This window comes from Ignavigranum ruoffiae (assembly GCF_900110675.1).
GTDB classification, from domain to species: domain Bacteria; phylum Bacillota; class Bacilli; order Lactobacillales; family Aerococcaceae; genus Ignavigranum; species Ignavigranum ruoffiae.
Genome location: NZ_FOEN01000005.1, coordinates 13,080 through 27,413, shown reverse-complemented (window position 1 = coordinate 27,413; position 14,334 = coordinate 13,080). Strand labels below are relative to the sequence as shown.

The following is a 14,334-nucleotide window of genomic DNA, read 5'->3' as shown; positions in this document are numbered from 1 at the left end:
AGGCAGAAGATGGAAATGAATAAAACCCTAATCAACCAAGTTGAAATGCCGGTTCCTGGCTTTGGAACTTGGAAACTCGCTGATGGACCGGTGGCATTTCAGGCAGTCACTGCTGCCCTGGAAGTAGGCTATCGTCATATCGATACGGCTCAAATCTATGGCAATGAAGAGAGTGTAGGACGGGCTATAAAAGAAAGTGGTCTCGACCGTCAAGAGATTTTCTTGACCACCAAGGTATGGAATAATCAACAAAGCTATGAGGATACGCTTGCCTCAGTCGAAGAATCATTAAATAAATTACAAACTTCCTATCTAGATTTGCTGTTAATTCACTGGCCTAATCCGATTGAATTACGGGAGAATGAAGCTTGGAAATTACGTAATACCGAAGTTTGGCGCGCCCTTGAAAGTTTGTATCAAGCCAAGAAAGTTCGGACGATTGGCGTATCGAATTTCCAAATTAAACACTTAGAAGCCTTATTTGCTAGTGTCAGTATCAAACCGATGGTCAACCAAATTATCTTAACACCCGGTTTAAGTCAAGATTCTTTGGTGCAATTCTGCCGGGAACACGAGATGCTTCTAGAAGCCTATAGTCCCCTTGGCCAGGGTGAAATCTTTAAGCATGCTGCCATGATTGATTTAGCCAATAAGTATGATCGGACTGTCGGTCAAGTAGCCTTAAGATGGTCCATCCAAAAAGGCTTTGTCCCCTTACCTCGTTCACAGAACCCTGACCATATTAGAGAAAACTTAAATATTTTTGATTTTGAACTTGATCCAGAAGATATGGAATTTTTAGACCAATTAACCGGGATTGCTCAAATGCAAGATCCAGATACCGCCAAATTTTAAGTACAATAAATGAGAAAGTATTAAATTAATATGAAAATATCTTGACACTTAGTAAGAAATAGATTAAGATAACCCTAATGAAAAGGAGATTGAAGAAATTATGGCACATCGACAACAAACACTAAACTTATTAGTCATTATTAGCATTGTGATTAGATAGTGTTTGTATCCTCACAGATACAAACACGGTAAAACGAAAGTTTGTATCTATGAGGTGCTAATAATTTTGGTGTCCGCATAGATGAAATAATCTAGCGGCATCACAAAGCTTTTCGTGGCGGTTTTTATCGACCTCCGTTAGATGAATTCATCTAGCGGGGGTCTTTTTTTCATAGAATATCCGAGGAGGAATAGAAAATGATGTGTAGAAAGATGTTTGCTGCTTTATTACCGACCTTGTTGCTATTGAACCCTTTAAGTTCGTCAGTCGCTGCAGCTGAAGACACGGTGAAGATCGGTGGGAATTTCGAATTAACCGGCGGAGCGGCTTCTTATGGTACGCCAATGGATGAAGCCACTCAATTAGCTATTGAATTAAAGAATGCTGATGGCGGAATTAAAGGCAAGCAGATTGAATATATCAATTATGACAACAAATCAGATTTAACCGAAGCGACTTCTGTCGCCACTCGTTTGATTGATCAGGGGGTCCATGCCATTTTGGGACCGGCTCCCACCGGTGATGCCAAAGCTACTATTCCGGTAGTCAGTCAAGCTGGCTTACCATCCATCTTTCCTGCGGTGACGGGGAATGGTGTTACTTTAGACTCCTCGGGCAAAGTCTTGGACTGGATTTTTCGAGTGTGTTTTGAAGACCAATATCAAGGGAAAGCCGCGGGTGCCTATGTTGTCGACCAATTAGGCGCCAAGAAAGTAGCAATTCTGGTAGATCAAAGTTTGGATTATTCCCAAGGATTGGCTAAGGCTTTTCAAGCTGAATTGGAAGCCAAGGGGGGGCAAGTGGTTGCTCAAGAGGCCTATGCGAGTGGAGACACTGATTTCTCAGCGGTCTTGACTAGTTTATTAGTTCAAGATTTCGATGTGTTATATGTACCCGGTTATTATACTGAAGTCGGCTTATTGATTAAACAAGCGCGAGAAATGGGTCTCAATCAGATAATCGTCGGTGGTGATGGTCTCGCTTCGCCTACTCTGGTTGAATTAGCAGGAGCAGAGAATGTGAACGATCTGTATTATACTTCTCACTTCTCCAGCAATTCTGACTCGGCAGAAGTACAAGCTTTCTTAAAGGCTTATCAGGATAAATATGGTAAGGAACCAGATACCTTTGCAGCCTTAGCTTTTGATGCAGCCAATTTAATGATGGACGCCATGGAACGAGCAGATTCTTTGGACGCTAAAGATATTAAGCAGGCACTCGAAGAGACCAAAGCGTTTACTGGCGTGACGGGGACTTTTGATATGGATCGTGATCATAACCCGATTAAACCTGCATTGATGTTGAAATTGACTAATGGCAAGGTCGAGGCAGTTGAAGAAGTTTTGGTGCAGTAGGAGAAACATTTATCGTTAACTGATAAGCATGGACATTAGAAAGGAAATCATCTATGCAGTTATTTATCCAACAAATCATTAATGGTATCGCGGTGGGAAGTATCTACGCTCTGATTGCCCTAGGCTATACCATGGTATATGGCACGATTCGTCTAATAAATTTCGCCCATGGGGAAGTTTTTATGTTAGGAGCCTTTCTGGGAGCCTATTTCATGATTCAATTAGGCTTGAATTTGTGGGTCAGCTTGCTCGCAGTCATGTTCGTCTGTGCCTGCATTGGGATGAGCATAGAACGAATTGCCTATAAACCTTTGCGTCATTCTTCAAGAATTGCTGCCTTGATTACAGCGATTGGTGTATCCTACTTGCTGCAAAATCTGATGATTTATTTCTTTAGTCCGGAAGTTAAGGCCTTTCCAGCACCGATTAAGGTGACTGTCTATAAGATTTTTGGTCTCATCCTAACTTCTAAGCAAGTGTTAGTCTTCATCTTAACCATTGCTTTGATGCTAGCCCTCTATCTAATCGTTCATAAGACAAAAATGGGTCTAGCCATGCGAGCCTTGGCAGTGGACGAAGAGGCGGCGAGACTGATGGGAATTGATGTTGACCGGGTGATTTCCTTCACCTTCGCCCTAGGGTCAGCTTTAGCTGGGGCTGCGGGAGTCTTATTCGCCCTTTATTATAATTCTTTGTCGCCGCTTATGGGGACGGCTCCTGGCTTGAAAGCTTTTATCGCGTCAGTGGTTGGCGGTATCGGCAGTGTGAATGGAGCCATGGTGGGCGGTTATGTGATTGGTATTCTTGAAACAATTATGGTCTACTTTGGCATGTCGGCCTATAAAGATGCCCTAGTTTATCTCTTATTGATTTTAATTCTTTTGTTACTTCCAGCGGGGTTATTCGGCAAACAACTGAAAGAGAAAGTTTAGGTGGTAGAAATGCAAGATAGATATTATAGAAATATGATCTGGCTGGGAATATCTCTGCTGGCGTTCGTGATCCTAGCCAGTTTGATTCATTTAGGGTGGCTGAACGCTTACCATCGAATTAGTCTAATTACTATTATGTTGAACATTATCTATGCCAGTGGTTTGAATCTAGTATTAGGTGTGGCGGGACAATTTTCCTTAGGTCATGCTGGCTTTATTGCTATCGGTGCTTATGCTTCGGCTATTGCTAGTACAAGGTTGAATTTAGACCCTGTCCCTGCTTGGTTAGTCGGGCTGGCGATCGGAATATGTTTAGCGGTCTTCTTAGCTTTACTGGTGGGGATTCCTACCTTACGTTTAAAGGGAGACTATCTGGCGATTGCGACTTTGGGGATTAGTGAAGTGATTCGTATCGTCATCAATAATCAACAAGGCTTAACCAATGGTCCTGCTGGAATTAGTGGCATCCCTCGAGTAGTCGATTGGTGGCTAGTATATATAGTGATGGTCTTGTGCCTCACCTTAATTCTAAATTATACCTTCAGTCCAGCTGGTCGAGTCACCCGAGCATTGAACCAAGATGAAGTGGCTGCAGAAGCCATGGGTGTGAACATTACCAAGTATAAGGTGCTAGCTTTCGTCATTGCCGCAGCTACAGCTGCCATGGGTGGAGCTTTGCAAGCCAATTATTTGGGCATTGTCACCCCCAGTGATTATTCATTCAATCGGTCGATTGATATATTAATTATTGTTGTTTTTGGTGGCATGGGAAGTTTCTCTGGCACCATCCTAGCTGCTATTGTACTGGGTTTACTCAACTTAGCCTTACAAGATTTTGGTCAGTTAAGAATGATTATCTATGCATTGGCTATGATTTTAATTATGATTTTTCGACCTAGCGGATTATTAGGAACTAAGGAAATTAACCTAGCACATTATCTGCTGAATCATTTAAAGAACCCCATTAGAAAAGAGGTCGGCTAAATGTTATTAGAAGTCAAATCATTAAGCAAAAATTTTGGGGGCTTGACGGCAGTGTCGAATATATCTCTAGCCATTGATCACCATGAATTAATCGGTTTGATCGGTCCGAATGGGGCGGGTAAGACGACTTTTTTCAATCTTTTGACGGGTGTCTACCGGCCGACATCGGGTCAAATCACTTTCTATCCCGAAGGAAAGCCAATTGATATTCAAGGCAAAAAGCCCAATATAATCAATCAAAAGGGCATGGCTCGAACCTTCCAGAACATTCGTTTGTTTAAAGACCAAACCGTCCTCGATAATATTAAAGTAGCGATGAACCATAAGCAGGGCGCCAGTGTCTGGGATAGTTTGTGGCGGACTCAACGATATTATCAGCAAGAGGACTTGGTTGAAGAACAAGCATTGAAGTTGTTAGCAATCTTTGATCTCGATCAGCACGCCATGCTACCAGCACGCAATCTAGCCTATGGTCAACAAAGAAAATTAGAAATTGCTCGGGCCTTAGCGACTCAGCCTAAGTTACTCTTTTTAGATGAACCGGCGGCCGGTATGAATCCCAAAGAAACGGAAGAATTAATGAGCTTGATCGACACCATTCGTCAGCGTTTCGCTTTAACGATTGTCTTAATTGAACATGATATGTCTTTGGTCATGAAACTCTGTGAACGCATTTATGTCTTAGAATATGGCCAACTAATTGCTCAAGGAAGTCCGCAAGAAATTAAAGAGAATCCTAGGGTAATTCAAGCTTATCTGGGAGGTGATGCCTGATGCTAGAAGTCAGTCAATTATCGGTCAATTATGGCATGATTAAGGCAGTCAAAGACGTCAGTTTCCAAGTCCATCCAGGTGAAATTATTAGTTTAATTGGAGCGAATGGGGCGGGCAAAACAACCATCTTAAATACTTTATCGGGTCTGATTAAAGCCAGTCAGGGTCACATCCGCTTTGAAGGACAAGATCTGAGTCGCTTATCGGCTAAGCAGATTGTCCAAGCAGGTTTGGTTCAAGTTCCAGAAGGACGGCGTGTCTTTCGGGAATTGACCGTCAAGGAAAATCTGCTAATGGGGGCTTATTTAAGAAAAGACAAGAGCGCCTTGGCTCAGGATTTAAAAGTAGTCTATCAGCGTTTTCCCATCTTAGAGGAGCGTCTGAATCAAGATGCCTCAACCTTATCAGGGGGTGAGCAGCAGATGTTGGCCATGGGACGTGCTCTGATGAGTCGACCCAAATTATTACTATTAGATGAGCCATCGATGGGACTAGCTCCGTTATTTATTCAAGAAGTATTTCAGATTATTCAAGATATTCAAAGTCAGGGGACGACGGTCCTATTAATTGAGCAGAATGCCCGCCAAGCTTTAAAAATTTCCAATCGAGCCTATGTGTTAGAAACGGGTAAAGTGGTTCTATCAGGTAGTGGCCAAGAATTGCTAGCTGATCCCAAAGTTCAAGCAGCCTATTTAGGAGGTTAGAGATGTTTGTAAAAGATTATATGAGTCGAGATCTAATCACGGTCGAACCAAGGACTAGCATTAGCCAAGCTCAAGATTTAATGTAAAAGTATCAGATTAATCGTTTGCCCGTCATGGCTGAAGGTAAATTGATTGGCTTAGTGACCAAAGAGAGTCTAGCCAAATTAATGCCTTCCGAGGCAACCAGCTTATCAGTCTATGAACTAAATTATTTATTAAGTAAATTAACCTGTAAAGATGCTATGGAACGTCAGGTCAAATGTGTAAGCGAGCAATGCCTACTTACCGAAGCGGCGGCTTTGATGCGTGACTTAAATATTGGCGTTCTCTTAGTCGTAGACCAAGAAGAATTATTGGGATTAATTACCGATAAAGATATCTTCAAGTCTTTCATTGATATTAGTGGTTATGATCAGCCCGGTGTGACTCTCGTTCTAGAATTAAATCAAGATCGTCAGGGTGTGATTGAAGAATTGGGAGATGCATTGGTCGAAGTGGATGAGAACCTCAGTCACCTAGTGGTCTATCCGGCAGCTTGCGTCTAGTCTTACAGCTTGATCGAGGCCATAGTGAGGCCTTTGTTCAAGCAGTCAAGGCAAAAGGCTATCAAATCCACGGTATTTATGAATCATAGACTTGGGTAATCAATCGTTTGCCCACAAAAATAGGCAACCCTTCTTCCCGAATAAGGATTGCCTATTTACTAGTTTAATAATTTATTAGAGTAAGTCCTCGATGTCTTTAGCAATTTGTTGAGGAGAGAAGGTAGGTGGGTAACGTTTCACCACTTGACCTTGCCGATTGAGCAGAAATTTAGTGAAATTCCATTTGATACTGCCGTTCAAGAAGCCAGACCGTTCTTGTTTTAACCATTGATAGATTGGAGCAGTATCTTGACCGTTAATCTGAACCCGTTCGTTGATTGGAAAGCTCACGCCAAAGTCGCGTTGACATTGACTTTGCATCTCTTGATTAGCTAAGGGTTCTTGATGAAATTGATCGCTAGGAAAGGCCAAAACGACAAAGTCATCTTGTCGGTAAGTTTGATAAAGCGTTTCTAATTCACGTAGCTGGCCATTTAAGCCACATTGACTGGCAGTATTCACTATTAAGATGACATAATTATTATAATCATTGAGTGAATAGGGGCGACCGTCACTATATTTAAGCTCGAAATTAGGCAAAGGCATGGTTATCTATTATTCCTCCGTTAGATTGACATTATGGAAGACATTTTGAACATCTTCATCATCTTCGAGAGCATCGATTAATTTCTCAAATTGGGCTTGATTTTCTGAACTTAAGTTAACTTCGTTTTGGGCGATCATTTCTAATTCAGCCACCGCAAATTTTTCAATGCCCATCGATTCAAGACTTTCACGAATAGCATTAAAGGCAGCTGGTTCGCCATAAATGACTACGGATTGGTCTTCTTGAGTCACATCTCGCACATCGACGTTGGCTTCAAGTAAGCCCATCATAATGCTTTCGGCATCTTGATCTTCAACCACAAAGACAGCGGTATTATCAAACATATAAGAAGCTGAACCGGCCACACCCATATTGCCGCCATTTTTGTTAAAAATAGAACGAAGGTTACCAGCAGTTCGATTAACATTATTGGTCAAGGCATCGACAATAATCATTGAACCATTCGGACCGAACCCTTCATAACGGAGCTCATCGTAGTGTTCATCGTCGCCACCTTTGGCTTTCTCAATTGCCCGTTCAATAATATGACGGGGGACATCGTATGTTTTAGCGCGTTCAATGGCAAATTTTAATTTTTGGTTACTTTCGGGGTCTGGTTCACCAGAACGTGCAGCAGCATAGATTTCGATACCAAATTTAGCATTTTTGGCTGAAGTATCGCGATCTTTGTTGGCTTTTTTCTCTTTAATATTCATCCATTTACGACCCATTATTTTCACTTCACTTTCCTAAATATATAGGCTTATTATACATAAAAATATCGAATAAGTGAAATAGGCCTGGTAATTTTTTCGACAGCGAAAGCAAAAAAACGATCATTCTGGCTAAGAAATTGGGTGAAATGGAAAAACATTTTTGACAAGTGAGTTACAAGTCTGTATAATATTGTCAGTTATGAGCTATCTTTAAACGTGTTCGAGAAACATGAAAGTTACCATAAATGATATTTTTCCTGGGCAAAGGCACAGGAACCATAATTATTTGAGGCACTTCAAGGGATCCGCACGTTTAGGCGGATCTTTTTTTGTATAAATTTATAAAGGAGATGAAGCATGGACGCAAAGAAACCAATAATTGCCCTGGATTTTCAAGAGTTAGATCAACTTGAGCATTTCTTAGATCAATTCTCAGAAGCTTTAAATGTAAAGATTGGCATGGAGTTATATTATACCACAGGTTTAACCATGATTGAGAAGTTACAAGAGCGAGGCCATGATATTTTCTTAGACTTGAAGCTCCATGATATCCCTAATACTGTCAAATGGGCGATGAAGACCCTGGCGAAACAAGGGGTGGCCATGGTCAATGTCCACGCTCTAGGCGGCAAAGCGATGATGGAAGCGGCCCATAAAGGCTTAGGCAAAGGCACCCCTGCAGGCAAAAAGCGTCCCGTACTCTTAGCGGTGACCCAACTGACTTCGACCAGTGCCGATCAATTAGCCAACGAACAACAAGTTTCAGTTAGTATGGAAGAATCTGTGCGTCATCTTGCCGAGCTTACCCAAGCTGCAGGTTTAGATGGGGTCGTTTGTTCGCCACTAGAAGCCAAGGCGATTAAGGAACAACTGGGTCAAGACTTTCTTACAGTGACTCCAGGGATTCGTCTGGAAAAAGGAGCCGACGATGATCAACAGCGGGTGGCGACGCCTTATGAAGCAGCCCTAAACGGTTGTGATTATATTGTCGTTGGTCGGCCAATCACTCAAGCTGACGATCCCGTCGCAGCTTATCGTAAAATCTGTCAAAGTTGGCAAGAAGGATTAAAGGAGAAAGGAAGATTGCATGAATAATAGCGCCCAGCGAGCTGCTGAAATTTTAATGACGATCGAAGCTGTTTGTTTGAAACCACAAGAGCCTTATACCTGGGCGTCTGGCTTACGTTCGCCGATTTATACCGATAATCGTCTCATTATGTCTTATCCTAAGGAACGTCAAGAAATTGAACATCTCTTAGCCCAAGCGATTCAAACCCATTACCCAGAAGTCGAAGTGATTGCTGGGACTGCTACGGCGGGCATTCCTCATGCCGCTTTTGTTGCTGCAGAAATGGATTTACCGATGATTTATGTCAGATCTTCGGCCAAAGACCATGGCAAGGGCCAAGCCATCGAAGGTCGATTGGATCCTGGCGCCAAGGTTGTCTTAATTGAAGATTTGGTTTCTACCGGGCGTTCGGTCTTAAATGCGGCTCAACAGATTCGTCAAGCAGGTGGTCAAGTGCTTGGCGTGATGTCAATTTTTAATTATCAATTGAAACGAGGCTATCAGGCTTTTGCTGAAGCAGACTTAAGTTTACATTCCTTAACCGATTATTCAACCTTGTTACAAGTAGCGAGTCAAGATGCTGAAATTAAAGCCTATTATGATTCGCTCAACGAATGGTATCAAGACCCTCAAGCTTGGTCAGACAAACACGCTTAAAAATTAATATTAATAAAGAATGCCGAGAGCATTCATTAAGGAGAATAAAAATGGAAAAAATAAACAAAAATGACCGACGAGCCCTGATTACTGCGATTGTTGGATCAGGACTAGATGATTTAAATGTCATGTTTTTAGCTTTCTCAATGTCATCGATTGTTGCTCAATTAGGGATTAGCCAAACGCAAGGGGGCTGGATTGCCACCTTTACCAACTTTGGTATGTTGGCCGGCGGATTAATTTTTGGTGTATTGGCCGACCGTTATAATAAATATCGGGTTTTCAAATGGACCATTGCTATTTTCTCAATCGCTACAGCCTTAATTTTCTTCACGCCTAATATTTCTTATCTCTATCTGATGCGCTTCTTAGCCGGGGTAGGCGTCGGTGGTGAATACGGTGTGGCCATTGCCATCATGGCTGGCATTGTACCACCCGAAAGAATGGGCCGGATTTCAGCCTTTAATGGCATTGCGGGCCAAGTCGGTTCGATTGCTTCAGCGATCTTAGCTGCATTTGTGGCTCCGGTCTTTGGCTGGCGCGGTCTATTCTTAATGGGACTACTGCCGCTTGTCTTAGTGGCTTACATGCACTTCGCCATTGATGCTGATAAGGTATCTAATCACCGAGTGGCCAAAGACGTCACCGTGAAACCAAGTATTGCTGAACTCTTTGCCAGTCCAACCTTAGCTTACCAGACACTCGCCCTGATGTTGATGACGACTGTACAAATTGCCGGTTATTTCGGTATGATGAACTGGCTGCCAACGATTATGCAAGAGTCCTTAAATATCTCGATTAAGAATTCATCAACATGGATGATTGCCACTATTATTGGAATGTGTTTGGGCATGTTAGTCTTCGGTCAAATTCTTGATAAACTTGGACCAAGACTAGCTTATGGGATCTTCTTATTAATGTCTGCCGGATCGGTCTTTCTTTTCCAATTTGCTAATTCAGCCACGACCATGTTACTGGGCGGTATGATTGTTGGTTTCTTCGTCAATGGTATGTTCTCTGGTTATGGCGCGATGACCAGTCGTTTGTATGCTGGGCGAATTCACTCAATTGCTAACAATGTGATCTTGAATGTTGGCCGAGCCGTAGGTGGTTTCTCCTCAGTAATTATCGGTATGATCTTGGATCACTATTCAACGGGGATGGTCATGGTCTTCTTAGCGAGTTTATATCTTGTTTCCTTTGTGGTCATGCTAACTATTCCTAACTTACAAAAGGATCGCTACCAAGCCTTGATACATTATGATGGGGTAGAGGGATCTGCTTTAGCGGAGATTTAAGTTTGAAAGACAAGTGAATCAAATGTTCTGTAGGGAGTCGAGCTTTCGACTCTCTAATTTTTTTCTTATAAAAGGATTGACAGGGGGGAATTCTATGACCCATAATGAATGCATTAATTGTTTGAGGAAGGTAAGCGATGAATCAAGATAATAAAATGGGTTTTTGGAGCCTTATGGGTTTGATTATCACCACCATTATTGGCTCAGGAATCTTTAACCTAAGTAAAGAGATGGCCTCAGTGGCCTCACAAGCCGGAGTGATGATTGGCTGGTTGATTACTGGCGTTGGCATGGGCTGTTTAGCTTTAGCTATGCAGGAAGTCAGCCGTCGTCGACCCGATTTAGAATCAGGAATCTTTAATTATGCTCGAGCTGGTTTCGGTGAATATATTGGCTTTAATTCAGCTTGGGGCTATTGGATTTCTTCTTTGATTAAGAATGCAGCCTACGGTACACTAATTTTCTCGGCCTTATCGTATTTCTTTCCTTATTTTGAGGATGGTCAGAATCTATATTCTTTTCTCGGCGCTTCCTTGCTGTTATGGTTGATTCATGGCTTGATTTCTCGAGGTGTGCGTCAGGCAGAATTAGTCAATGCCATTATTTTGTTGGCCAAACTGGCTCCGATCATCGTCTTTTTAATTTTGGCTTTGACTGCTTTTCGTTTCGATTTATTTCAAGTTGATTTTTGGGGTCAGCTGGATCAGAATATCCAGTTGGGTTCGCTCAGTCAACAGGTTAAGGAAACCATGTTAGTGTCAGTCTTTTCTTTTATCGGTTTAGAGAGTGCCGTCGCTTTTTCAGGGAAAGCGCAAGACCAAAGACAGGTCGGAACAGCGACGGTGTTAGCTTTTTGTTCGGTAACCTTGATTTATGCCGCGGTTACTATTTTGTCTTTTGGTATTTTGAGTCGGGAAGAAATTGTTCAATTGCCTAATCCCTCATTGGCCTATTTGATGGAAGCCTTGATTGGACGTCCAGGGGCTATCTTTGTAAATATTGGTGTAATTTTTTCAATTTTTGGTGCTTGGTTCTCTTCTACTTTGTTGAATGAAGAAGTGGTTTATCAGGCAGCCCATTTGGGACTCTTCCCAGCTTATTTTGATCAACGCAATCAGCGCTTGATATCGATGCGGTCATTGACGGTATCTAATGGCTTAATTCAACTACTTTTCCTCAGCTTCTTGTTGATTCCCAATGCTTATTCAAATTTAACCAAGTTATCTTCAGCCTCAATTTTATTTTCTTATACGTGTATGGCTTTGTATTTGGTCAAATTGAATGCAAAACAGACTGAAGCTAGCAGTCAAACCAAGACGAGCTCCTTGATTGCCTGGGTAGCCAGCATTTATATGATTTGGTTGATCTATGCTTCTGGGCGGACCTATTTGATCTTAAGCGTATTATTACTATTTCCTGGTAGTCTGCTTTATATGGGGTTGCAATGGCAGAAGGGTCGCAAAGTGTTTAAAAATTACGAATGGATCATTTTTATCATTCTGCTTTTAGGTTTTTGCTATAGTTTGGCCCAATTGATATAGCGTTGAAGCTCGTAAATAGGTCTAGGTTTGCTAATTTAATGTTAAGAAAGGAGCATGTTGGTTTGCGTCAAGTGTGGATGAAGTTCGTCTCATTCTGTCGAGACTACTGGCCCTCTACTTCATTGTATCTCTGGTTCAATGCCTATTTAATCTTCCAACTATTGGCTCTGATAATTCAGCCAGCTTCAGTGAGTTTTCTGGCTTTAAATCCTCAAGGAAATGTTAGTATGTTCCTTTTATTTTATCTGTTGATCACCGTTGGTTTGCTAATCCTCCATAAAATAAAAGCCTATTCTCAGGAGTCGGTCTTTAAAATTTTAATCATAATATACGTCTTGAGCCTTTCATTTTTGACGCAGGCTATCCTGATTCAGTTGGGTTTAATATTGATATTATCGATAGTCTTAGCCCACCAGCCAAATCTTCGTCAAGCTTCTAATCAAGCCCTCTCTCTTGGTATAGGTGGAGTAGGTTTTCGCCTGATTTACCTAGCATTTCAAGTTGATCAGGGTCAGTTAGATAAATTTTCCTTAGAGGCTAGTGAGCCAAGGCTGGCCTTTATTTTCAAGCTGGCCGTAATCCTAATGATCTTTGCTGGGCTTTCATATCTGTTACTGCGCAATAAGAAGGGCCTGGAGCATCAGCTAAACCAACCCGCTAGACTAAAGCTAATTCGTCTGGTCACTTTTCTGATAATAAGCCTAGTGGTAGTTACGGTGAGCATTTGGCTAGTCAGTAAAGAGGGTTCGCTGAGTTTTGGCAGCTTCGATAAGGGAATATTTAGTCAGATGTATGCCAATATGGCTAAGGGTCTAGGTCCAGTTACGACTTTAGAACGGGATCGTTGGCTCAGTCATTTTTCCGTGCATATTTCACCGATTTACTATCTTTTACTGCCAATTTATAAGTTATGGCCAAGTCCCGCGACCTTAGAGTGGTTACAAGTCTTAGTGACTTTCTCAGCCCTGATACCCTTTAAACGGATTGTAAATAAATTAAGTTTGCCCCCGCTAGCCCAAGTATTATTGCCTTTATTACTCTTATTTGCGCCTTTCTTAACCAGTGGGCATAGCTATGGCTTTCATGAGAACTGCTTTCTACCGCCGGTTTTGTTTTGGTTAATGGCTTTATTATTAGAAGGTAGACCGGGCTGGGCCTTTGTGGCCACGATCGTCTGCTTACTCATTAAAGAAGATGCCATGCTCTATGTGCTGGCAATAGGTTTGTATTTTGCTTGGGAGGAAGGCCAAAAAGGGCGCTGGACCAAAGTCAAATGGCTCTTCTTAGGACAAATTCTATTTCCGCTAATTTACTTTACAGCCTGCCTGTATTATCTAGCCCATTATGGCGATGGGCCGATGGTCAGTCGTTTCTCTAATTATATGCTGGCTGGCGAGAATGGATTGTTCGCAGTCATCAAGAATATCTTGCTGAACCCTGCTTATACTTTGGCTTCTTTGTTTAGCCAGGAAAAATTGACCTATCTCTTACTAATTTTATTGAGTCAGGCATTCCTACCAATCATTCAACGCGATTGGCATAGTTATTTCCTCTGGCTTCCTTTGATTGGGATTAATTTATTGAGTGATTATCCTTATCAAGTAGATCCTGGTTTCCAATATCATTACGGGTCGACTAGCTTACTATTATTCTTAAGCGTGCGATCCTTAGCCCAGATGTATCAACGTTCTAAATCAGCGAAAGCCTGGACCTTGACCTTGGTTGCGCTGTTTGCTTCTTTGGCTCTTTGGTTTCAAGGCAGTCAGGGTCTGCGTGACCATTATGCGGCTTATCAAGATAACCGAGCCAACCATCAAGTGGTGATTGAGGATTTGAAACGGGTGGATACGGACAAGAAAATACTGGCCTATAGTCATTACACAACGCATTTAAGTCAGGCTTCTTATTTATATGATATTTTTTACCATCAGCAAGGAGAAGTGGATGAGGAGATCGATTTGTTAGTCTTTCCGCGGCAGCTTTTACAGACTGATAAGAAAGAATCAGAGGTTATTCGTAAATATTTAGCGGCTGGATATACACTGAGCCCTTTATCCAGTGAGCGGGTGTTGATTTATCAGAAGCCATCTTAAATAGA

Annotated in this window: 14 protein-coding genes; 12 read left to right on the top strand and 2 right to left on the bottom strand. The window is 42.0% G+C overall.

What is annotated here, in order from left to right; all coding sequences use genetic code 11:
* Positions 1–15: 15 nt before the first annotated feature.
* From BMX34_RS05000 to BMX34_RS04970, 7 genes are all read left to right on the top strand, one after another.
* Entirely contained in the window at positions 16–855 is an 840-nt protein-coding gene (locus BMX34_RS05000; RefSeq protein ID WP_412457634.1) for an aldo/keto reductase, read from the top strand.
* Positions 856–1,212: 357 nt separating this feature from the next.
* Positions 1,213–2,370, top strand: a complete 1,158-nt coding sequence (locus tag BMX34_RS04995; RefSeq protein WP_234971678.1) for an ABC transporter substrate-binding protein — start codon at positions 1,213–1,215, stop codon at positions 2,368–2,370.
* Positions 2,371–2,423: 53 nt separating this feature from the next.
* Positions 2,424–3,302, top strand: coding sequence for a branched-chain amino acid ABC transporter permease (locus BMX34_RS04990; RefSeq protein ID WP_092571453.1), 879 nt, complete (start codon positions 2,424–2,426; stop codon positions 3,300–3,302).
* Positions 3,303–3,311: 9 nt separating this feature from the next.
* Positions 3,312–4,286 (top strand): branched-chain amino acid ABC transporter permease, encoded by a 975-nt coding sequence (locus BMX34_RS04985; protein WP_092571451.1) that lies wholly within the window; start codon positions 3,312–3,314, stop codon positions 4,284–4,286.
* A complete protein-coding gene (locus tag BMX34_RS04980) occupies positions 4,287–5,060 on the top strand; it encodes an ABC transporter ATP-binding protein (protein ID WP_092571449.1) in 774 nt (257 codons plus the stop codon).
* Positions 5,060–5,764 (top strand): ABC transporter ATP-binding protein, encoded by a 705-nt coding sequence (locus tag BMX34_RS04975; RefSeq protein ID WP_092571447.1) that lies wholly within the window; start codon positions 5,060–5,062, stop codon positions 5,762–5,764. The genes BMX34_RS04980 and BMX34_RS04975 overlap by 1 nt, the downstream gene beginning before the upstream one ends.
* 113 nt (positions 5,765–5,877) lie before the next feature.
* On the top strand, positions 5,878–6,309 hold the full coding sequence (locus BMX34_RS04970) for a CBS domain-containing protein (protein ID WP_234971677.1): 432 nt from the start codon (positions 5,878–5,880) through the stop codon (positions 6,307–6,309).
* A gap of 174 nt (positions 6,310–6,483) precedes the next feature.
* Here the strand turns inward: BMX34_RS04970 and BMX34_RS04965 are convergent, their stop codons facing one another.
* Together BMX34_RS04965 and BMX34_RS04960 are read right to left on the bottom strand one after the other, a co-directional pair.
* The gene (locus BMX34_RS04965; RefSeq protein WP_092571445.1) at positions 6,484–6,954 is read right to left on the bottom strand and encodes a glutathione peroxidase; all 471 of its coding nucleotides are present in this window, start codon (positions 6,952–6,954) and stop codon (positions 6,484–6,486) included.
* Between the two features lie 9 nt (positions 6,955–6,963).
* Positions 6,964–7,686, bottom strand: coding sequence for a YebC/PmpR family DNA-binding transcriptional regulator (locus BMX34_RS04960; protein WP_092571443.1), 723 nt, complete (start codon positions 7,684–7,686; stop codon positions 6,964–6,966).
* Between the two features lie 342 nt (positions 7,687–8,028).
* On the opposite strand from BMX34_RS04960, the gene pyrF reads away from it, so the two are divergent.
* From pyrF to BMX34_RS04935, 5 genes are all read left to right on the top strand, one after another.
* Complete coding sequence (gene pyrF, locus BMX34_RS04955) at positions 8,029–8,766, top strand: orotidine-5'-phosphate decarboxylase (protein WP_092571441.1); 738 nt, start codon at positions 8,029–8,031, stop codon at positions 8,764–8,766.
* Entirely contained in the window at positions 8,759–9,397 is a 639-nt protein-coding gene (pyrE, locus tag BMX34_RS04950; RefSeq protein WP_092571439.1) for an orotate phosphoribosyltransferase, read from the top strand. The genes pyrF and pyrE overlap by 8 nt, the downstream gene beginning before the upstream one ends.
* Positions 9,398–9,447: 50 nt before the next feature.
* The gene (locus BMX34_RS04945) at positions 9,448–10,695 is read left to right on the top strand and encodes an MFS transporter (RefSeq protein WP_092571437.1); all 1,248 of its coding nucleotides are present in this window, start codon (positions 9,448–9,450) and stop codon (positions 10,693–10,695) included.
* Positions 10,696–10,832: 137 nt separating this feature from the next.
* Complete coding sequence (locus tag BMX34_RS04940; protein WP_092571435.1) at positions 10,833–12,236, top strand: basic amino acid/polyamine antiporter; 1,404 nt, start codon at positions 10,833–10,835, stop codon at positions 12,234–12,236.
* A 71-nt stretch (positions 12,237–12,307) separates the two neighbouring features.
* Positions 12,308–14,329, top strand: a complete 2,022-nt coding sequence (locus tag BMX34_RS04935; protein ID WP_234971680.1) for a DUF2079 domain-containing protein — start codon at positions 12,308–12,310, stop codon at positions 14,327–14,329.
* Positions 14,330–14,334: the final 5 nt, after the last annotated feature.